Genomic DNA, 20,400 nt, shown 5'->3' with positions numbered 1-20,400 from the left:
AAGAAAAAGCAATTCATCTTGAAAAAACACATCAATAAATATATTATCGCATTAACTGTTGTTACATTTCTAATTGCCTGTTCAACAAAGAAAAACACAGCAATGACTCGCGCATATCATTCCACAACTACAAAATACAATATTTTGTACAATGGGCAATTGGCATATGACGAAGGAATTGAAACTTTGAAAACCAAATATCACGATGATTTCAATAACATTTTAACCGTTGAAAGAATTCAACCCGAAAAAAATGCCATAATTGTTCAACAAGAACGCGACCCAAATTTTCAACGTGCCGAAGAAAAGGCAGTAAAGGCAGCTCATCTTCATTCGATTTATATTTCAGGAAAAGAACACAATCCACAAATGGATGAAGCTTATATGTTGTTAGGTAAATCACGATATCATGACAACAGATATGTTCCGGCTTTAGAAGCGTTTAATTATATTTTATTAAAATATCCAGACAGCGATTTATATTACGACGCTCAAGTTTGGAAAGAAAAAACCAACTTAAGATTAGAATATTATAATGTTGCCATCAAGAATTTAAAAAAATTATTACGAGAAGATAAATTCAAAAGCCAAACGAAATCTGAGGCTTTAGCTACATTAGCACAAGGATATATTTATAGTGATTATTTAGATAGCGCAAAAATACCTTTAAAAGAAGCAATTGAACTAACCAACAATTTAGATGAACGCGCAAGATATACATTTATCTTAGGTCAATTAAATTCTAAAACTGGAGATAAAGATGCTGCCATCGCTAACTTTCAGCGAATTATAGATTATAACCATAAAGTTCCAAGATCTTATTTGATCAATGCTTATGCAGGTAAATTCTTTAACCAAGATTACAAAACTGTTGACACTTTAGTTTTCTTAAAAGAATACAACAAACTATTAAAAGACCGAGAGAATCGTGCCTATCAAGACGTAATTTACAATCAAATGGGAACACTTTATGATTTATACGGTGTGAACCCAAAAGCGATTGAAAACTACAATAAATCATTATCTAAAATCAAAGACAATCAATATCTAAAAGTTTCTAATTACAGAAGCTTAGCTGAATTATACTACAAACAAAAAGTTTACGAAATGGCTGGAAAATATTATGACAGCACCATGGTAAACATGAATCCGGATAGTCGCGAATATTTGGCGATAAAACACAAAAGAAATAACTTGATTGATGTAGTTAAATTTGAAGCAATTATCAAAGAAAACGACAGTATTTTGAATTTGGTTTATGCATCACCAGATGAACGAAATACAATAATAAATAAATTTATTGAAGAACGAAAAATTGCCGATGCTAAACAAGAAGCAAAAGAAAAAGCAGCTAATGCAAAAGTTAGTTCATCAGCTTCTGCTTTAGATTCTGGAAAAAATTCTTCTTTCTATTTCTATTCACCAAATGCAGTTACAACAGCAAAACAAGACTTTAAGAAAAAATGGGGGGACAGAGCACTTACAGACAATTGGCGTTTGAAATCAAAAGCAAGCTCTAGCTCAAGTTCTAGTTCAGATAATGATTTAGCACAAAATAATTCTGAAGACAGCAACAAAAATAAAAATGAGAATTTAGAAGACATGAGATACAATTCTAATTTCTTCTTATCTCAAATTCCAACCGATCCAAACGACATCAAAGACATGAAAAAAGATCGTGATAATGCATATTATCAATTGGGATTAATTTACAGCGATCGTTTAGAAGAATATCAATTAGCAGCGGATCGTCTTGAAAAATTATTGACTTTAAATCCAATGCCCGAATTGATTGAACCAACAAAATATCATTTATATAAAATATATTCTAAATTAAATCCTGCAAAAGCAGAACTGGTTTTAAATGATTTAAAAACAAATCATCCAAATTCGCAGTACACCAAGGTATTACTTGATCCAAATGCAAAATTAGAATTAGAAAATTCTCCTGTTCAAGAATACGAACGCATTTATGCTTTGTATAAAAACGGCGCTTTATATGAAGTTTTAGAAATGTTAGAAGATCGCATTCCTAGAATTATGAATGACGGAATTGTTTCTAAATACGAATATTTAAAAGCGACAACAATCGGAAGATTGAACGGATTGGAAGATTACAAAAAAGCGATGAATTACGTTTTACAAACGTATCCAAATTCAAAAGAAGCCGTTGAAGCAAAACGAATTATTAATGTTGAAATTCCGATGTTGATGCAAAAGTCATTTAAAAATGATTTATCGACAAATATCAAAATGATTTACGAAGTTGATTATCCATTATCCGAAGAATCGATTGAATTACGTAACAAATTACAACGTTACGCAAACGACCGCGCGCATACAGGAATCAAATTTTCGGCAGATATGTATTCTAAAAACAAAATGTTCTTTGTTTTACATGGAGTAAAATCAGGAAACTTAGCAAAATCTGCTCAAATGTATTTAGAGATTTCTGATGATTATGGAATCAAAAAAACACCAACTTTAATCAGTTCTGAAGATTATGGCGTTGTACTGATTAAAAAGAATTGGGATGAGTATCTAAAAACACAACTTCCTCCGGCTCAAAACAATGGACAATAAAGAAAAAAATAAGCGAAATAAATGGTTGGCATTGACATCGATTCCAATTCAAATGCTAGTCATCATTTATTTAGCTTTTAAATTAGGAAGTTGGTTGGATGAGAAATATAAATTCGAAAATGAATTAGCAACTAAAGTTGTAACATTATTAGGAGTTTTTGTAGCTTTGTACCAAGTTATAAATCAGGTTAATCAAATTAATAAAAATGAATAAAATCATTAGTTTCATAATACAACTCGTTGTATTGGCACTTTTAGTCTTTGGAGTACATTACATTTTACAACAAGTTTTAGGAATATCCGAAAATTGGAACAACACAGGTTATAACCTAATTTTGATTTACGCATTTCAAATAATTTTATCAATTATTATGATTGTAATTGTAGTAGGCTCAAGTAAATCATTTGCAAACAGCCTTGGCTATGTATTCTTAGTTTTATTAACCTTAAAATGTGTTGGAAACTATTTTTTCATTCAACCTGTTTTGAACACTGAAAATTCAAATGAATTTATCAAACATAATTTTTTAATTGTATTTCTTATTTTCTTGGTTTTTGATGTCTATGTTACGTTTAGAGTTCTGAATCAAGAAAATACAAAATAGCTGTTAAAACTAAAAAAAAATCAAAATAACACGTGTGTATATAGAATTTAATTGTACTTTTGCACAAAATTTTTGAACCATAAAAATTCAATAAGTAACGGTATGGTGACTATTAAAAAATCACTTCATTTATTAGCTGCAGTTTTATTTGCTTTGAGCCCAGTGGCTTCAATGGCAAATAACGACACAATTCAGCAAGAAAATGCTGTTAATGTAGAGCAGACTGCAATTGCAGTTGAAGCTACAGATCATGCAGCATCTCACGGCGAAGAACACGCTGAAAAATCTAACGATCAATTTGTAAAAGAGTACATTGGGCACCATTTAATGGATGATCATTACTACTCATTTTTTGGAGACAAAGAATTACACAAACATTATGGATTTGCATTACCAATTATTTTAATTGATAATGGATTGAAAGTGTTTATGTCTACTGAAGATTTTGTTTACAACAGTAAAGTAATTGAAAGAGACGGTCAGTACTACGCTTATTTTCATGGTAAAATAGTAAACTGTGATGCCGAGGGTAACATTAAAGGTTACGAATATCGTAAAGATGACAAAGGTGAATATATTACAATAAAGAATAAAGATGGTAAGGATATAAAACAAAAGTTTGAAGTTACTTACAATATTAAATCTCATGAAATTCACACTGCTTCAGATTTTCATGTTTCAACAATGCCTTTAGATTTTTCAATCACTAAAAACGTAGCAGGTTTAATGCTAGCATCGTTATTATTGTTCTTAGGATTTACAGCATTAGCAAAAACATATAAAAACGGACCAAACGCTTTACCAAAAGGTATCGCAAGAGGATTAGAACCATTAGTTATTTATGTTCGTGACGAAATGGCAAAACCAAACATCGGTCATAAATACAAACAATTTATGCCGTATTTATTATCTGTTTTCTTCCTTATTTTCTTATTGAACTTATTAGGATTAACTCCTCTAGGATTAAACGTTACAGGTAATATTTCAGTAACTGTTTGTTTAGCTTTATTTACGTTTTTATATGTAAACATAAGTGCAAACAAAGATTATTGGAAACACATTTTCTGGATGCCGGGTGTACCAGTTCCAATGAAAATTGTTTTAGCACCAATCGAGGTTTTAGGAATGTTTACAAAACCATTCTCATTATTAATTCGTTTGTTTGCTAACATTACTGCAGGTCACTCGGTAGTTATGGGATTAATCGCAGTTGCATACATAATGCAAGAAGCTTTATCAACGCCAGGAGCAATTGGTATTTCTTTCTTCTTAACGTTGTTCTTAACATTCTTGGAAATTTTAGTAGCTTTCTTACAAGCATTCATTTTCACAATGTTATCATCATTATTTATTGGTTCTGCTGTTCAAGAGCACGATCACCACTAAGATTTAGATTTTAAAAAGAGTAAATAAAAATTTTGTTTAATTATATATAATTCATTTATCATGACAATCCCAACTATTATTGGTGCAGGTTTAATCGTAATCGGAGCTGGTTACGGTTTAGGAAAAATTGGTTCTTCTGCAATGGACGCTATCGCTCGTCAACCAGAAGCTGCTGGAAAAATCCAAACTGCTATGATTATTATTGGTGCATTATTAGAAGGTTTAGCATTCGGTGCTTTAATCTTAGGTAATAACTAATATTCAAAATTAACAATATCTGTAACGGTTGGTTACAGATATTGTTTAATTAAACAAGAAAATTAAAAGTAAATAAGTATTAAAATTATAAATAGATATAATGGATAAGTTAATTCATGATTTTAGTTTCGGATTATTCTTCTGGCAAGCAATTATTTTAATTGTAATTATTTTCATCTTAGGGAAATTTGCTTGGAAACCAATCGTAAATGCTTTAGAAGCTCGTGAAGAAGGTATTGCTGACGCTTTAGCTGCAGCTGAAAATGCAAAAAGAGATTTAGCAAATTTAAAATCAGATAACGAAAAATTATTAGCAGAAGCTCGTGCAGAACGTGACGCTATGTTAAATGATGCTCGTATAATGAAAGAACAAATGGTTGCTGAAGCAAAAACAGAAGCTCAAGAACAAGGAGCTAAAATGATTGCTCAAGCTCAGGCTACAATCGAAGCTGAGAAAAATGCAGCAATGGCTGAAATCAAAAACCAAGTTTCTTCATTATCATTAGATATCGCAGAAAAGTTATTAAAAGACCAATTATCTAACAAAGAAGCTCAAGAGAAATTAGTAGCTAAAATGTTAGAAGAAGTTAAATTAAACTAATATAATCGTTATGACAGGTACAAGAGCAGCGATTAGATATGCGAAAGCAATCCTTGAAGTGTCAAACGCAAAAGGAAACGCAGCAGTTGTTAGCGAAGATATGGCTACAATAGCACAAGCGATTTCTGAAAGTAAAGAATTAAAATCTTTTTTAACAAATCCGATTATTAAAGGAAGTGTAAAATTAAGTGCTTTACTTGAAGTGTTTGCCTCTGCAAATGAAGATACAAAATCTTTATTTGAAGTGCTTTTACAAAATAAAAGATTTGATATTTTAGAAGCTATAACCCTACAATTTAAAAAATTGTATGACGAAATGAACGGAGTTCAAGTTGCTTATGTAACTACTGCAACAGCATTAACTCCAGTAATAGAAGCACAAGTTTTAGCTAAAATCAAAGAATTATCAGCAAAAGAAGTTACGCTTGTTAATAAAGTAAATCCAGAAATTATTGGTGGTTTCATCATCAGAATTGGAGATATTCAATACAACGGATCTATTGCAGATAAGTTAAGTCAATTAAAGAGAGAGTTTACAAATTAAAATCACCACACGTTTCGACGTGATTAAATAAAAATCAAAATGGCAGAAATTAAACCTGCTGAAATTTCAGCAATTTTAAAGAAACAGTTATCTGGTTTTGGATCTGAGGCTTCAGTTGAAGAAGTAGGAACAGTACTTGAAGTAGGAGATGGTATTGCTCGTGTTCACGGATTAGCTAACGCTCAATACGGAGAGTTAGTACAATTCGAAAATGGATTAGAAGCATTAGTACAAAACTTAGAAGAAGACAACGTTGGTGTTGTATTATTAGGTGCTTCAACAGGAGTTAGAGAAGGATCTATCGTAAAAAGAACAGGTCGTATCGCATCACTTAAAGTAGGTGAGCAAATGGTAGGACGTATTGTTAATACTTTAGGTCAACCAATCGATGGTAAAGGGGCAATCGGAGGTGATTTATACGAAATGCCTTTAGAAAGAAAAGCACCTGGTGTTATCTTCCGTCAACCAGTAACAGAACCATTACAAACAGGTATCAAAGCAATCGATGCGATGATTCCAGTTGGACGTGGACAACGTGAGTTAGTAATTGGTGACCGTCAAACAGGAAAAACTACTGTTTGTATCGATACCATTTTGAATCAAAAAGAATTCTATGATGCAGGTAAACCTGTTTACTGTATCTATGTAGCTGTCGGACAAAAAGCTTCTACTGTAGCTGGAATTGCTAAAACATTAGAAGAAAAAGGTGCAATGGCATATACAATCATCGTAGCTGCAAACGCTTCTGACCCTGCTCCAATGCAAGTTTATGCTCCAATGGCAGGTGCTGCAATCGGAGAATATTTCCGTGATTCAGGTCGTCCAGCATTAATCATTTATGATGATTTATCTAAACAAGCGGTTGCTTACCGTGAAATGTCGTTAATCTTACGTCGTCCACCAGGACGTGAAGCGTACCCTGGAGACGTTTTCTACCTTCACTCTCGTTTATTAGAGCGTGCTGCTAGAATCATCGGAGATGACGAAATCGCTAAAAACATGAACGATTTACCAGAATCAATGAAAGGTATCGTAAAAGGTGGTGGTTCTTTAACTGCTTTACCAATTATCGAAACTCAAGCTGGTGACGTTTCTGCATATATCCCAACAAACGTAATTTCGATTACTGATGGTCAGATCTTCTTAGAATCAGATTTATTCAACGCAGGTGTTCGTCCAGCAATCAACGTAGGTATTTCTGTATCTCGTGTTGGAGGTAACGCTCAGATTAAATCAATGAAAAAAGTATCTGGAACATTAAAATTAGATCAAGCGCAGTTCCGTGAATTAGAGGCATTCTCTAAATTTGGTTCTGACTTAGATACAGCTACATTAAACGTAATTGAAAAAGGTAAACGTAACGTTGAAATCTTAAAACAATCGGTAAATGATCCGTATTCAGTTGAAGATCAAGTTGCGATTATCTATGCAGGTTCTAAAAACTTGTTAAGAAACGTTCCTGTAGAGAAAGTTAAAGAATTCGAGAAAGAATACTTACAAGTATTAAAATTATCTCACAAAGATACTTTAGCTGCTTTAAAAGCTGGAAACTTATCAGATGAAGCTACTGCTACTTTAGAAAAAGTTGCTAAAGAAGTTTCTTCAAAATATTAATCATATCAATTTAGAAAGAAGTTGATTCAGCTTCTTTCTAAATTTAATTTCTAAGAACACCAATGGCAAATCTTAAAGAAATTCGTATACGAATTGGTTCTATTTCATCGACGATGCAAATTACATCGGCAATGAAAATGGTTTCTGCTGCGAAATTAAAGAAAGCGCAAGACGCAATTACTGCTATGCGCCCTTACGCTGAGAAGTTAACTGAATTAATTCAAAATATTAGCGCAACTTTAGAAGGAGATGCTTCTGGAGTTTATGCTGAACAAAGAGAGGTTAATAAAGTTTTAGTAGTAGTTGTTACATCTAACAGAGGTTTATGTGGTGCTTTTAATGCAAACGTTATTAAAGCAACTCGTAACTTAATTGATTTAACTTATGCTGGTAAACAAGTTGATGTTATTACAATTGGTAAAAAAGGATTTGATGCTTTTAGTAAAAATACTAATGTTATTGCTAACAATAGTAATTTATTTGATGCGTTAACTTTTAATAATACAGCTGAAATTGCTCAACGTATTATGGATGCTTTCGTAGAAGGTACTTATGATAAAGTTGAAGTAATTTACAACCAATTTAAAAACGCAGCTACTCAGATTGTACAGGTAGAACAATTCTTACCTTTATTACCAGTAGTAAACGAAAAGGCTGCAACTTCTGATTATATTTTTGAGCCATCTAAAGAAGAAATTATTTTAAACTTAATTCCAACTTCTTTAAAAACTCAATTATTTAAAGCAGTTTTAGATTCTAATGCTTCTGAGCACGGTGCACGTATGACAGCAATGCATAAAGCAACCGATAACGCTAAAGACTTAAGAGACGATTTGAAATTAACTTACAACAAAGCGCGTCAAGCGGCAATTACAAACGAAATTTTGGAAATTGTTGGTGGTGCAGAAGCTTTAAAAAGTTAATCATTCGACTTAAAAATATATTAAAAAACCTTATCCATTCGATAAGGTTTTTTTGTCTTTATATACTTTTCTGAAAAGCTCTTCGAGGTGAGCCATCGTTGACATAAATGATTCCACAATAGGTAAAGCCTATTTTTTTAAAGTAGTTTTGCATTGGGATATTATTTTCGTGTGTATCTACTTTGATGTTATTAATCTCAGAAAAACAAAAATCAAAACACGCATCTGCAATTCCTTTAATTCTTCCGGATGATGCTAATCTATGAATAACACCATAAGCTTCGTTATTAAGCCAATTTCCATCCTTTATTAATTGATAGGTCGGTTCTGGATTATTACCTTTTAAAAAGCAAAAATAACCTTCAATTTCTCCATTGTTTACAATTACAAAACCATAATTTTGTTCCATGTCTTTTAATATAATTTCTTCTGACGGATAACCATTAATCCATTGCGTTGTATTTCCGTTAGCAAGCATTATTTGCTTAGCAAGTTCAATTACATTTAGAATTGATTTGAGATCAGAAACTGAAGCTAATTTGACTTTCATAATAAGAAAATGAATTAAATAAATGAAAAACAAACATAAAAAAAACACGAGTAAAACTCGTGTTTAAAAGTAATTATTTTTCAGTTCGTCGCTCAAGTTCTGCTTGAAATTCTTCCATTACAGGCTTTACCGTACTTTCTGGCAAATCTTCAATTCGAATATACATCAAACCATCAACTGAGTTATTAAACAATGGATCAACATTAAATGCAACAACACGAGCGTTTTGCTTAATATATTTTTTAATTAATACTGGTAAGCGCAAATTTCCTGGTTCAACCTCATCGATAATCTTATCAAACTTATTTAAATCGGCTTCTGTTTCATTGAACACAAAGTCTTTATCTGCATCTTTTAGTTTTACTTTATATTCCATCTTAGGTCGAATATATTGTGCTATATAAGGGTCATAATAATGAGATTTCATAAACTCAATCATCAACGATTTAGAGAAATCCGTAAATTGATTACTAATACTCACACCACCAATCAAAAATTTATGCTGAGGATAACGTAAAGTTGTATGAACGATACCTTTCCATAACAAAAATAAAGGCATAGGTTTTTGCTGATAATCTGGAACAATAAATGCACGTCCCATTTCAATAGACTCTGACATCATTTTATGTAATTCAGGTTCAAACTTGAAAAGTTCTTGCATGTAAAAACCGTCAATACCATATTTCTCAAAAATTTCAGAACCTAATCCCATGCGATATGCACCAGCTACACGTTGTTGATCTTCATCCCATAAAAACATGTGATAATAATAACGATCAAACTTATCTAAATCAATGGATTCATTTGTACCTTCTCCAATTTCACGAAACGTAATTTCGCGTAAACGTCCAATTTCGTGTAAAATATTTGGAATTTTTTCTGCTTGGACAAAAAACACTTCATAACTTTTACTTTGAAGAAATCTATTTTCAGCTACATTTTCACGAAGCTTCGCAATTTCTTCAAGTATTTTATCTTGATTTGCAGCACGAGCAATCTGTTTAGGTTTTGTCTCAGAAGTTTTTGTTAACATATCAAGATTAATCGATCCTAATAATTTTTTCTCGTCTTGTTCGTTAAACGATTTTGACAAAATATAGGTTTTCTTACGTAAAAAATCAGTGTATTGTTCTAACGTTTCTTTATGTTCATTTTGCTCGTTTACAGAAATTGGTTTACCAATTCGAATTTTGATAACTTTTTTTCTTTGAGTAAGTAATTCAGATGGCAACTTTAATGTTCTTAAAACAGGACTCATTTTAGCTAGCCAATAAAACAATTTACTATTTTTGGTATGAAAATAAATAGGCACTACAGGAACATTTGCCTTTTGAACAATTTTCATCGCCGTCGGTTCCCAAGGTTTATCAATCATGATGCTACCATCTTCAATGGTGGAAACTTCTCCGGCTGGAAAAATACCTAAAGGTCTACCATCACTTAAATGACGTAAAGTTTCTTTTAATCCTAAAACACTAGATTTTACATCTTTCAAATCATCAAACGGATTGACAGGCATAATAACAGGTTTTAGTGGTTCTATTTCTTGAAGTAAAAAATTAGCAATAATTTTAAATTCAGGATCATGAGCTAGCATGATTTTCATCAATAAAATGCCATCTAAACCACCAAGAGGATGATTAGAAACCGTTATATAAGGTCCTGTTTTAGGTAAACGCTTCAAGTCATCTGCGGGAATATCATAAGTAACATTTAATTCTTTGACTAACTTGTCCAGAAAAACAAGCGCATCTTTATCGTACGTTTTAGTATAAATCTTATTTAATTTTGAAATGCGCGTTGCTTTCATAAAAACCCATCCAATGAACGAACCGAACGAACCGAATTTATCGACTTTTATAGCTTTTGCGACTTGTTTTGCATTTACAATTTGCATTGGTAAAATGTAAGAAATTAAGTGGCAAAGATACAAAAGTTATGTTAAGGTTTTTGATCAGAATGTAACTTTAAGCCATATTTACACATTTAAAAAAATAACGATTAACTATATGAACATTTTTAAAACAAATAGGTTCATATAAATTGTTTATTTTTGAATATTTAAAATTCGAAAATGAAAATACTATCTTATAATGTAAATGGAATTCGAGCTGCAATTACTAAAGGTTTTTTAGATTGGTTACAAGCAGCAAATCCGGATGTGATTTGTCTTCAAGAAATTAAAGCACAAGAAAATCAAATTCCGGTCGATGAAATATCGGCAGCAGGTTACCCGTTTCAATATTATTATCCAGCACAGAAAAAAGGTTATAGCGGCGTAGCAATTCTTTCTAAAATAAAACCTAAACAAGTTGTTTTCGGTACAGGAATAGATCATATGGATTTTGAAGGAAGAAATTTACGTGCTGATTTTGAAAGTGTTTCAATTATGTCACTTTATCTTCCTTCGGGAACAAACATCGACCGATTGGATTATAAATTTCAATATATGGATGAGTTTCAAGAATACATTTCTAACTTGAAAAAAGAAATTCCAAATTTGATTATTGGTGGAGATTATAATATTTGTCACGAAGCAATCGATATTCACGATCCGATTAGAAATGCAAAAGTTTCTGGCTTTTTACCTGAAGAACGAAAATGGTTAGATGGATTTATGAAAAATGGATTTTTAGACACTTTTAGAATGCTAAATCCTGAGCCTCATAATTACAGTTGGTGGAGTTATCGCGCAAATGCAAGAAATAACAATAAAGGTTGGCGCATTGACTACCTGTTGGCAACAGAAAATATGAAAGAAAGAATTAAACGTGCTTACATTTTACCAGAAGCAAAACATTCAGACCACTGCCCTATTGGATTAGAAATTGAATAAAATACAACCACTTATGATAAAAAAAATCATTTTAGCTTCTCTTTGTGTGACATTATTTTCATCTTGTGTAACGCGTCGATTATATAACGAACTAGATGCACAATTAAAAGATTGCACAGAAGAACGCAATCGATTGTTATCCGAATCAGAAGCTTTACGAAATGAATCTCTTCAATTAGAAAATTCATTAAACAATTCAGAAAGAATGCTAGCTGCTGCAATTGTAGAACGCGATCGATTACAAATCGAATATGATCAACTTGCTAAAAGCTATAAAACATTAGAAAAAAATAGCGATGCTGCAATCAAAGCAGAAATTGATCGTTTAAACAGATTAAAATCAGAGTTAAACGAAAAGTCAACTCGTGTTAACGAACTAGAAAACAAACTTGCTGCTCAAGATGCAAACTTAAAACGATTAAAAGATTCGTTATCAAAAGCATTATATGCCTTTGAAGGAAAAGGTTTGACTGTGGAAATGAAAAACGGAAAAGTGTATGTTTCTATGGAAAATAAATTACTTTTTAATTCAGGAAGTTGGGCTGTAAATAAAGAAGGTAAAATAGCAGTAGAAGAACTTGGAAAAGTTTTGGCTCAAAATCCAGATATTTCAATTTTAATTGAAGGCCACACAGATAATGACAGAGTTATCTGGAACCTTGGTGGCGGAATCGAATCGAATTGGGATTTATCTACCAAACGAGCGACAACAATTGTGAATATTTTAGAAAATAATCCGAATATTGACAAGAAAAACTTAACAGCTGCTGGCCGTAGTGAATTTGCACCAATTTCGTCAAACGCAACAACTGAAGGAAAAGCCAAAAACAGACGTATTGAAGTTATTTTAACACCAAAGCTAGATGAAATATCTAAAATGTTAAACGAAATTTAATATATTTACAGGGAAGCTACTAAATGGCTTCCCTTTTTTATGACGAAATATAAAAGATATATTATTGAATTTTTTGGTTTATCTATATTGATGACTGCCGCAATGTATTATTTCAATGATCAGGATTTAATTTCATCTTTGCTCATAAGTTTACCTACATCATTGTTGACTGTCTTAAATAAATTCTATTTAGACAAAAAAACATTAAAAAAGAAAAACAGTCAAAAAGCTTAGATTTTATTTAAGAATATTTAAAATCAATTCTCATATTTTTGTGTAATTATTTTCTTTTTAATGGACATTATAGATAACAATTTACAAAGTCAAATTTACGCTTACGGATTACAATTTATAGAAACTCTTGGTTTCAGTACAAACATGGCTCATGTTTTAAATTCATTAATCCTACTACTTTTATTAGCCTTAATATTATATGCAATCGATTTTTTATTGCGAAAAATTTTAATGTTAGTTTTAATAAAAACAATAAGAAGAAGCAAAACAAGAATTGATGATTATTTAATTCGTAACGGTGTTCTAAAATACGCAACGCATTTAATTCCTTTATTAATTGCACGTCAAGCACTACCTTTTATTTTTACAGGTTTTGAGAAAACAACAGATTTTGCATTACTGGTTGTTGATGCGTTACTAACCATAACAATTACCCTTGTTATAAATGCCGGTTTCAAAACATTCAAAGATGTTCTTGCTGGCAAAAAACGATTTGCGGACAAACCTTTAGATAGTTATTTTCAGGTTGTAACCATCATACTTTACACCATTTGTGGCATCATTTTATTTTCTGAAATTACAGGAAAAAGTCCAACAGGATTATTAACTGCTTTAGGAGCCGCGTCAGCAATTGTGATATTAGTTTTTAAAGATACCATTTTAGGATTTGTTGCTAGTATCCAAGTTTCATCAAATGATATGATTCGCGTAGGTGATTGGATTGAAATGTCTAAATACGGTGCTGATGGTACGGTTTTACAAATAAATCTAAATACCGTAAAAGTTCAGAATTTCGACAAAACGGTAACTACCATTCCAACGTATGCCTTGATTAGTGATTCGTTTCGAAATTTTCGTACGATGCAAAAATCAGGTGGACGAAGAATCAAACGTTCGATTAACATCAAGATGGGTTCAATTCGATTTTTAGAACCTGAAGAAATCAATGATTTAAAACGCATCAAACTTTTAAAATCATACATCATCGAACGCGAAAAAGAAATTGCCGAATTCAATCGCACCCACGTTGATGACCCCACCATGTTGGTTAACGGTAGAAGAATGACTAACATTGGCTTGTTTAGAGAATATCTAAAACGCTATTTACTTAACAATCCTAAAATTCACAAGCAATTTCATTTAATGGTTCGACACATGCAACCAACCGAACACGGTTTACCAATTGAATTATATGCGTTTACAACCACAACCGAATGGCCGGTTTACGAGGGAATTATGGCAGACATCTTTGACCACGCCTTGGCATCAATTTCATTCTTCCATTTGGAATTATTTGAACTACCTTCATCAACCGATTTTCAGGAGTTTTTAATCGCTCAACATAACGAAACAAAAAAGCAATCTCATTAAAGATTGCTTTTTTGTTTATTTTCTTCTTAAAAAAGTTTCAAGTAAAAAAATTGTAGAACTATCATGATTGCCGATATTTCCAGTTTTAAATTCCTCTGCAATATTTTCGGCTAATTTTTTACCGTACTCAACACCAAATTGATCAAAACTATAAATATTCCAAATCACTCCTTGAACAAACGTTTTGTGTTCATACATTACTAAAAACGAACCCAATGTTTTAGGCGTTAATTTTTGAATTAAAATTGTATTTGAAGGTCTATTGCCTCTAAAAGATTTAAACGCTGCATTTTGATCATTTTCGCTATTTTCTGCAAATATTCCTCCGTCTTTACCATTCATCAAAGCTTCGGTTTGTGCAAAAAAGTTTGCCATCAACAAATCGTGCAATTCCGATTTTTGGAAAGGTTCGATAAATCCGACAAAATCCGTTGGGATAATTTTCGTTCCTTGATGAAATAGCTGAAAAAAGGCATGTTGCGAGTTGGTTCCAACTTCACCCCAAATAATAGTTCCGGTTTCGTAATTTACTGGAAATCCTTCACGATTGATGTTTTTCCCATTGCTTTCCATAATTACTTGTTGTAAATAACTTGGAACTGATTTCATACAATCTGCATAAGGAACGACAGCTTCGGTTTCAAATCCAAAAAAGTTGTTGTACCAAATTGAAAGCAAAGCCAATACAACCGGAATGTTTTGATCAAAAGAAGATGTTCTAAAATGTTGATCCATTTCATGAGCACCATCCAACAATTGTTTAAAATTAGTAAAACCTAAATTCAAACTAATAGATAATCCAACAGCACTCCATAAAGAGAACCTTCCTCCTACCCAATCCCACATCGGGAAAATATTTTCAGGATGAATTCCGAATGCAATTGACTTTTCAATATTTGATGAAACAGCAACTAAATGCTTTGCGGTATTCATTCCGTTTGACAACAACCAGTTTCTAACAATTTCAGCATTTTTCAAAGTTTCAATCGTTCCGAATGATTTAGAAACTAAAATAACCAAAGTGGTTTCTGGATTTAGACTTTTAAGTTTTCTAGAAATTGTATCGCTATCGATATTTGAAATGAAATGAGAATTTAGATGATTTTTATAATCCACTAAAGCTTCAACCACCATTTTAGGTCCTAAATCAGATCCACCAATACCTAGATTGATTACATCTGTAAAAGGTTTTCCTGTTGATCCAACTAATTCACCATTTATAATTTGATTTGAAAAAGTTTCTATCTTGTATAATGTTTCAGAAACTTCATCATTTAAATTACTATTACGTAAAGCAGTGTGCAAAACGGCACGTTTTTCTGTTTCATTTATTTCTTTGCCCGAAAACATAGCTTCAATCGCTTTATCTAAAGAAACTTCTTTTGCCAAGTCGACCAATAACTTAATTGTTCTTTCGGAAATTCTATTTTTAGAAAAATCCAAAATAAAATCATTCCATTTAACGTGAAATTTTTGCGCTCTTTCAGAATCTTCTGCAAACAAATCTTGCATCTTAACAAATTGCAAATCAAAAAAATGATCTCGTAAGTTTTGCCAAGCCAAAGTTCCTGTTGGATTGAGTTTTTCAAGCATGTTATTTTTTAAATTTTTGGTTTAATTTAATATCTAAATCTTGTTTTATTGGTTTAATATATTCTAAATATTTAGGTAAATCATTTTTATCCATTGGCTCAGAAACTGGCAATTGTTGCTTTAATGGATCAACCTGAACACCATTTTTCCAAAAGCGATAACAAACGTGTGGACCTGTTGCTAAACCAGTACTTCCGACTTTTCCGATGGTTTGACCTTGTTGTACAAACTGGCCTTTACGCACTAATATTTTGGACATGTGTAAATATTGTGTCGAATAAATTCCGTCGTGTTTTATTTTAACAAAATTTCCATTTCCAGATGTATATCCTGTTTGAATAACGGTTCCTGATGCTGTTGCCATAATTGGTGTTCCTTGAGGTGCTGCGTAATCTGTACCATTATGCGCTTTAAATTTTTTCTGAACCGGATGAAAACGATTTTTTGAAAATTTTGATGTAATCTGAAAATATTTCAAGGGTGCTTTTAAAAACATTGTTCGCATTTGTTTACCTTCTTCATCATAAAAATCAGGATCTGAATGGCCCGATTTTGCATATGGAAATCCGTAAACATCTTTGCCTTTATATTCAAAATAAGCTCCTAAAATTTCTTCTGTTCCAATATAAATCGAATCATTAATATATTTTTCGGTAACTGATAATGCAAATTTATCACCTTTCTTGAATTTAAAAAAATCGATGGACCAAGCAAATGATTTGGCAAGTTTATGAGCCAAACCAGCATCTAATCCTTCTCGAGCAATTGAGCTAGAAAGTGATCCGTCAATTTCTCCTGCAATCGTACGTGTTTTATAAGTTACCGGATAATTTACTGTATAAGCTTTTGTTGAATCTCTAAAATCAATTACATTAAAACCCATCTTATCGGGTTCATAAATCAGCACTTCTAATTTAGGTGGATCCGATTTACTTTTCAATAAAGTTAAAACATTACCAGCTTTGATCTTGGCAATATTAAACGAATCCTTTACTTTTTCGGCAATAATATGAATATCGGTTGCGTCAAAATTGTGACGCCCAAGAATCAATCCTAAATTATCACCTCTTTTAATGGTATCGCGTTCTACACGGTAGTTATTCAACTCAAATCCAAAACCATATTCGGTTTTTACAATTTCAGTTGAATCAATTAGGATTTCTTCGTTGTCAATTTCTTTATTCTTTGAACATGAAAACAACAAAAAAACAGAAAAAACAAATAGGTACTTAAAATAACTCATTTTCTTTTACATACAATCTTTCCCCCAATTATCTAATTCTTCTTGTGTCCATAATTCGGGAAAGAAAATTCTTCTTTGGTATTGTGGTAACATGTATTTTTTCCAGTCGCTTCCACCAGTTGCTTCTTGTGGACCGGACTCGCTTTCAATGTATTTTTTAGCTGCATTAAAATGTCCCATTACCCAAGTAATATTTACAGTTTTATCGTAATGTCTCATCGCTACTCTTAATTCTTGATTTTGCTGATCAGCTTCAGGTAATTTTTTGAAAATTCTCCAAAGATTTATGGTATTATATTTTTCCATAAACTCAATAAATTCTTTTTTGTATTTTCTTTCGAATTCATTTATCAAATACGATTTTTTACCTGTTTTATAATCTTTACCTGCAGCTTGCCAATACAAATGTTCAAAGGCATGTTCGTAAGGTGTATTTCTATCAATGTTTTCGCGATAGCGTACATCGATTAAATTAATTAAATCTGTAGAAGCAAATTCAATTAAGCGATATTGTGCGCTCTGAAAACCACTTGCTGGAGTTAAAGTATTTCGGAATTTTAGATATTGTTGAACTTCCATTCCATCGCCCATAATGTCAAAAGATGTGGTAAGCATATCAAAATAACGCGTGATTCTGTCCATACGTTCTGTAAAGAAAGTTGTCGTAATATTTTCATTATGACAAATTTGTTCCATTTCCCACAGAATCATCTTAAACAACAATTCGTTTACTTGATGATACATGATAAAAACCATTTCGTCAGGTAAAGTCGAACGTTGAATTTGAAGATTTAAAAGTGCATCTGTTTGAATGTAATCCCAATATGTAATTGGTTTTTGCCACAAAAGCCCTTCTAAATGTGTGTCTATTTTTTGATCTATTGCTTTAAACTTTTGATCTAATGCGTCTAATTTTTCTTGAGTTCTAGTAGTTATTTCCATTATTTTTTGAAAACTATATTATGTTTTAAACCGCTGTAATTAATCAATTCGGCTTTTAAAGAACCAACTAGTAAACTAGCTTGAATTTTAAGTGGGATTTTATTCTCGTCATCTGAAACCCACATAGTTAAACTTTCATCTTCTTTAAAAACACGTCCAGATTGCACATAAGGTCTGAATTTAAGTGCGTTTATTTTGCCAAATTTAGTCTTAATTTCTTCTTTGCCTAAGAATTTTAATTTAAATTTATAAATTTCATCATCAAAAAACATATCTATTTGAATAGTTTCACCCTTTTTTAAAGTATTTATACTTGGATGATTTCTCAAATGATAAAATGAAGAAACAATATCTTGTGCATTAGCAGTTATACTAAATGTGTTTTCGTTTTTGTTTTTATAATCTTTTACCAAAACTGTTTTTTTGTCTTGATCAAAAAAACCTTCTTGATTTTTTTTGTAGCCGCCTTCATCAATTTTTCTGATAAATCGATAAGGTTTACCGCTTACTTTATCAAAATAACTTTGATAATCATCTTCAACTTTAAATAATTTTTTTGTGATTCCAGTAGTATATCCAAACCCTTTTGCGTGATATACGCTTTTGCCATTATATGTTGTAGAAGTCAGATTTAAAGTTGCCTCACCAGCATTTATTAAACCATACGAAATTCGAAATTTGAAAGATTCACCTGCTTGATAAGCCGATTCTTGAGCAAATGAAAACCAATTAGTTAGAAGTAACAAAAAGATCCATAAAATATTTTTCATAACAATTTATTTTTTTTACAGTTTTTTAAAAGCAATTTCTATTCCAAATATAAAACAAAAAAACCTAGCCATTTACATGACTAAGTTTTTATGCTATTAACCAACCAAAAAACTATAAATTATGAAAAATTTATTACAGAAACGAGGCTTATGACGACCTCATTTTTGCGAGTGCAAAGGTATATTAATTTTTATCCGATAAAAACCAATATTCTTTATTTAACATATATTTAACTCTAATACTTTTAATTGATTATTTTAATACTTTTTTATAAAGTACCTCTTAACTCTTGCTCTCTCTCGATTGATTCAAATAAAGCTTTGAAATTTCCAGCACCAAAACCACGAGCACCCATTCTTTGAATAATTTCGAAGAATAATGTTGGACGATCTTCTACTGGTTTAGTGAAAATTTGTAATAAGTAACCTTCTTCATCGGCATCAATCATGATACCTAATTTTTGTAACTCTTTGATATCTTCTTGGAATTTATCCATGTGATCTTTTAAACGATCAGGAATCGCATCGTAATAAGCTTGTGGTGGTGTAGATAAAAACTCAACTCCACGAGCTTTCATTTCAGCAACTGTAGAAATAATATCATCAGTCGCAACTGCAATATGTTGAACACCTTCTCCTTCGTAGAAATCTAAATATTCTTCGATTTGAGAACGCTTTTTACCTTCAGCTGGCTCGTTGATTGGGAATTTAATTCTTCCGTTACCGTTAGCCATAACTTTAGACATTAATGCAGAATATTCAGTTGTAATTTGCTTGTCATCAAATGATAAGAAATTAACAAATCCCATTACATCTTCAAACCATTTTACCCATTCGTTCATTTTATTCCAACCTACGTTTCCAACCATGTGGTCAACATATTTTAAACCAACTGAAGTTGGGTTGTAGTCAGATTTCCATTCTTTATAACCTGGCATGAATAAACCATTGTAATTTTTACGTTCTGTAAACATAAAAACAGTTTCACCGTAAGCGTAAATTCCAGCTTGAACGATTTCTCCGTTTTCATCTGAAGTTACTGTTGGCTCCATGAAAGATTTTGCTCCACGTTTGATTGTTTCTTCATAAGAATAACGAGCGTCATCAACCCACATTGCAACCACTTTTACTCCGTCTCCGTGTTTTTTCACGTGCTCTCCAATTGGAGAATCAGAGTTCAAAGCCGTAGTTAAAACAATACGAATTTTATCTTGTTTGATTACGTAAGAAGCTCTATCGCGCATCCCAGTTTCTAATCCTGCATAGGCATGAGATTGAAAACCGAAAGCAGTTTTGTAAAAATGAGCTGCTTGCTTTGCATTTCCTACATAAAATTCTACGTAGTCAGTTCCTAAAATTGGTAAGAAGTCTTGAGCTCCTTCAAATATTTTTTCTAATCCGAATTCAACAGATTTTAATTCTTGTGCCATGGTATTTTGTGTTTGTTGTTGT

19 protein-coding genes are annotated in these 20,400 nt (G+C 31.8%); 12 read left to right on the top strand and 7 right to left on the bottom strand.

Annotation, left to right across the window (positions count from 1 at the left end):
- The first annotated feature begins 18 nt into the window (after nucleotides 1-18).
- From HW119_RS05950 to atpG, 9 genes are all read left to right on the top strand, one after another.
- On the top strand, nucleotides 19-2,583 hold the full coding sequence (locus tag HW119_RS05950) for a tetratricopeptide repeat protein (RefSeq protein ID WP_177762111.1): 2,565 nt from the start codon (nucleotides 19-21) through the stop codon (nucleotides 2,581-2,583).
- Entirely contained in the window at nucleotides 2,573-2,797 is a 225-nt protein-coding gene (locus HW119_RS05945; protein WP_177762109.1) for an AtpZ/AtpI family protein, read from the top strand. The genes HW119_RS05950 and HW119_RS05945 overlap by 11 nt, the downstream gene beginning before the upstream one ends.
- Complete coding sequence (locus HW119_RS05940) at nucleotides 2,790-3,188, top strand: hypothetical protein (RefSeq protein WP_177762107.1); 399 nt, start codon at nucleotides 2,790-2,792, stop codon at nucleotides 3,186-3,188. The genes HW119_RS05945 and HW119_RS05940 overlap by 8 nt, the downstream gene beginning before the upstream one ends.
- Nucleotides 3,189-3,290: 102 nt before the next feature.
- Nucleotides 3,291-4,574 carry a F0F1 ATP synthase subunit A gene (gene atpB / locus HW119_RS05935; protein WP_177762105.1) on the top strand — a complete coding sequence of 428 codons (1,284 nt, stop codon included), beginning with the start codon at nucleotides 3,291-3,293 and terminating at the stop codon, nucleotides 4,572-4,574.
- A 60-nt stretch (nucleotides 4,575-4,634) separates the two neighbouring features.
- Nucleotides 4,635-4,832, top strand: a complete 198-nt coding sequence (gene atpE, locus HW119_RS05930) for an ATP synthase F0 subunit C (RefSeq protein ID WP_125019777.1) — start codon at nucleotides 4,635-4,637, stop codon at nucleotides 4,830-4,832.
- A 100-nt stretch (nucleotides 4,833-4,932) separates the two neighbouring features.
- A complete protein-coding gene (locus HW119_RS05925; protein WP_177762103.1) occupies nucleotides 4,933-5,433 on the top strand; it encodes a F0F1 ATP synthase subunit B in 501 nt (166 codons plus the stop codon).
- A 10-nt stretch (nucleotides 5,434-5,443) separates the two neighbouring features.
- Complete coding sequence (atpH, locus tag HW119_RS05920) at nucleotides 5,444-5,977, top strand: ATP synthase F1 subunit delta (RefSeq protein WP_177762101.1); 534 nt, start codon at nucleotides 5,444-5,446, stop codon at nucleotides 5,975-5,977.
- A gap of 39 nt (nucleotides 5,978-6,016) precedes the next feature.
- Nucleotides 6,017-7,591 (top strand): F0F1 ATP synthase subunit alpha, encoded by a 1,575-nt coding sequence (gene atpA, locus HW119_RS05915; RefSeq protein WP_177762098.1) that lies wholly within the window; start codon nucleotides 6,017-6,019, stop codon nucleotides 7,589-7,591.
- 62 nt (nucleotides 7,592-7,653) lie between these two features.
- Entirely contained in the window at nucleotides 7,654-8,514 is an 861-nt protein-coding gene (atpG, locus tag HW119_RS05910; protein ID WP_177762096.1) for an ATP synthase F1 subunit gamma, read from the top strand.
- A gap of 58 nt (nucleotides 8,515-8,572) precedes the next feature.
- Here atpG and HW119_RS05905 read toward each other — a convergent pair whose 3' ends face one another.
- Together HW119_RS05905 and HW119_RS05900 are read right to left on the bottom strand one after the other, a co-directional pair.
- The gene (locus HW119_RS05905; protein ID WP_218620391.1) at nucleotides 8,573-9,064 is read right to left on the bottom strand and encodes a GNAT family N-acetyltransferase; all 492 of its coding nucleotides are present in this window, start codon (nucleotides 9,062-9,064) and stop codon (nucleotides 8,573-8,575) included.
- Between the two features lie 73 nt (nucleotides 9,065-9,137).
- Complete coding sequence (locus tag HW119_RS05900; protein ID WP_177762094.1) at nucleotides 9,138-10,961, bottom strand: GNAT family N-acyltransferase; 1,824 nt, start codon at nucleotides 10,959-10,961, stop codon at nucleotides 9,138-9,140.
- Between the two features lie 177 nt (nucleotides 10,962-11,138).
- Here HW119_RS05900 and HW119_RS05895 point away from each other — a divergent pair, with 177 nt between their 5' ends.
- From HW119_RS05895 to HW119_RS05885, 3 genes are all read left to right on the top strand, one after another.
- Entirely contained in the window at nucleotides 11,139-11,900 is a 762-nt protein-coding gene (locus HW119_RS05895; RefSeq protein WP_177762092.1) for an exodeoxyribonuclease III, read from the top strand.
- 13 nt (nucleotides 11,901-11,913) lie between these two features.
- The gene (locus HW119_RS05890; RefSeq protein ID WP_177762090.1) at nucleotides 11,914-12,795 is read left to right on the top strand and encodes an OmpA family protein; all 882 of its coding nucleotides are present in this window, start codon (nucleotides 11,914-11,916) and stop codon (nucleotides 12,793-12,795) included.
- A 294-nt stretch (nucleotides 12,796-13,089) separates the two neighbouring features.
- A complete protein-coding gene (locus HW119_RS05885; protein WP_177762088.1) occupies nucleotides 13,090-14,400 on the top strand; it encodes a mechanosensitive ion channel family protein in 1,311 nt (436 codons plus the stop codon).
- Between the two features lie 15 nt (nucleotides 14,401-14,415).
- Here HW119_RS05885 and pgi read toward each other — a convergent pair whose 3' ends face one another.
- The 5 genes from pgi to hppD all read right to left on the bottom strand — a co-directional run bounded on the left by pgi (nucleotide 14,416) and on the right by hppD (nucleotide 20,378).
- Nucleotides 14,416-15,993 (bottom strand): glucose-6-phosphate isomerase, encoded by a 1,578-nt coding sequence (pgi, locus tag HW119_RS05880; protein ID WP_177762086.1) that lies wholly within the window; start codon nucleotides 15,991-15,993, stop codon nucleotides 14,416-14,418.
- A 1-nt stretch (nucleotide 15,994) separates the two neighbouring features.
- Nucleotides 15,995-17,236 carry a M23 family metallopeptidase gene (locus HW119_RS05875; protein ID WP_177762083.1) on the bottom strand — a complete coding sequence of 414 codons (1,242 nt, stop codon included), beginning with the start codon at nucleotides 17,234-17,236 and terminating at the stop codon, nucleotides 15,995-15,997.
- Between the two features lie 6 nt (nucleotides 17,237-17,242).
- Nucleotides 17,243-18,178: a tryptophan 2,3-dioxygenase family protein gene (locus tag HW119_RS05870; RefSeq protein ID WP_177762081.1), complete on the bottom strand. Its 936-nt coding sequence runs from the start codon at nucleotides 18,176-18,178 to the stop codon at nucleotides 17,243-17,245.
- Nucleotides 18,178-18,948 carry a DUF3108 domain-containing protein gene (locus HW119_RS05865; RefSeq protein ID WP_177762079.1) on the bottom strand — a complete coding sequence of 257 codons (771 nt, stop codon included), beginning with the start codon at nucleotides 18,946-18,948 and terminating at the stop codon, nucleotides 18,178-18,180. The genes HW119_RS05870 and HW119_RS05865 overlap by 1 nt, the downstream gene beginning before the upstream one ends.
- Nucleotides 18,949-19,217: 269 nt before the next feature.
- Nucleotides 19,218-20,378: a 4-hydroxyphenylpyruvate dioxygenase gene (gene hppD, locus HW119_RS05860; RefSeq protein ID WP_177762077.1), complete on the bottom strand. Its 1,161-nt coding sequence runs from the start codon at nucleotides 20,376-20,378 to the stop codon at nucleotides 19,218-19,220.
- Between the last annotated feature and the right edge of the window lie 22 nt (nucleotides 20,379-20,400).

The sequence above is a fragment of the Flavobacterium sp. I3-2 genome, from assembly GCF_013389595.1.
Taxonomy (GTDB): Bacteria; Bacteroidota; Bacteroidia; order Flavobacteriales; family Flavobacteriaceae; genus Flavobacterium.
The sequence above is the reverse complement of the archived record's forward strand: the minus strand, read 5'-3'. Positions and strand labels throughout refer to the sequence as shown.

What these genes read in the sequence shown, in the direction of transcription:
- HW119_RS05885 (WP_177762088.1), top strand. Translation starts at nt 13,090, where the DNA reads ATGGACATTATAGATAACAATTTACAAAGTCAAATTTACGCTTACGGA.
- HW119_RS05875 (WP_177762083.1), bottom strand. Translation starts at nt 17,236, where the DNA reads ATGAGTTATTTTAAGTACCTATTTGTTTTTTCTGTTTTTTTGTTGTTT.
- HW119_RS05865 (WP_177762079.1), bottom strand. Translation starts at nt 18,948, where the DNA reads ATGAAAAATATTTTATGGATCTTTTTGTTACTTCTAACTAATTGGTTT.
- HW119_RS05905 (WP_218620391.1), bottom strand. Translation starts at nt 9,064, where the DNA reads ATGAAAGTCAAATTAGCTTCAGTTTCTGATCTCAAATCAATTCTAAAT.
- HW119_RS05900 (WP_177762094.1), bottom strand. Translation starts at nt 10,961, where the DNA reads ATGCAAATTGTAAATGCAAAACAAGTCGCAAAAGCTATAAAAGTCGAT.
- HW119_RS05870 (WP_177762081.1), bottom strand. Translation starts at nt 18,178, where the DNA reads ATGGAAATAACTACTAGAACTCAAGAAAAATTAGACGCATTAGATCAA.
- HW119_RS05945 (WP_177762109.1), top strand. Translation starts at nt 2,573, where the DNA reads ATGGACAATAAAGAAAAAAATAAGCGAAATAAATGGTTGGCATTGACA.
- HW119_RS05890 (WP_177762090.1), top strand. Translation starts at nt 11,914, where the DNA reads ATGATAAAAAAAATCATTTTAGCTTCTCTTTGTGTGACATTATTTTCA.
- pgi (WP_177762086.1), bottom strand. Translation starts at nt 15,993, where the DNA reads ATGCTTGAAAAACTCAATCCAACAGGAACTTTGGCTTGGCAAAACTTA.
- atpH (WP_177762101.1), top strand. Translation starts at nt 5,444, where the DNA reads ATGACAGGTACAAGAGCAGCGATTAGATATGCGAAAGCAATCCTTGAA.
- HW119_RS05940 (WP_177762107.1), top strand. Translation starts at nt 2,790, where the DNA reads ATGAATAAAATCATTAGTTTCATAATACAACTCGTTGTATTGGCACTT.
- atpG (WP_177762096.1), top strand. Translation starts at nt 7,654, where the DNA reads ATGGCAAATCTTAAAGAAATTCGTATACGAATTGGTTCTATTTCATCG.
- atpB (WP_177762105.1), top strand. Translation starts at nt 3,291, where the DNA reads ATGGTGACTATTAAAAAATCACTTCATTTATTAGCTGCAGTTTTATTT.
- HW119_RS05925 (WP_177762103.1), top strand. Translation starts at nt 4,933, where the DNA reads ATGGATAAGTTAATTCATGATTTTAGTTTCGGATTATTCTTCTGGCAA.
- hppD (WP_177762077.1), bottom strand. Translation starts at nt 20,378, where the DNA reads ATGGCACAAGAATTAAAATCTGTTGAATTCGGATTAGAAAAAATATTT.
- atpE (WP_125019777.1), top strand. Translation starts at nt 4,635, where the DNA reads ATGACAATCCCAACTATTATTGGTGCAGGTTTAATCGTAATCGGAGCT.
- HW119_RS05895 (WP_177762092.1), top strand. Translation starts at nt 11,139, where the DNA reads ATGAAAATACTATCTTATAATGTAAATGGAATTCGAGCTGCAATTACT.
- atpA (WP_177762098.1), top strand. Translation starts at nt 6,017, where the DNA reads ATGGCAGAAATTAAACCTGCTGAAATTTCAGCAATTTTAAAGAAACAG.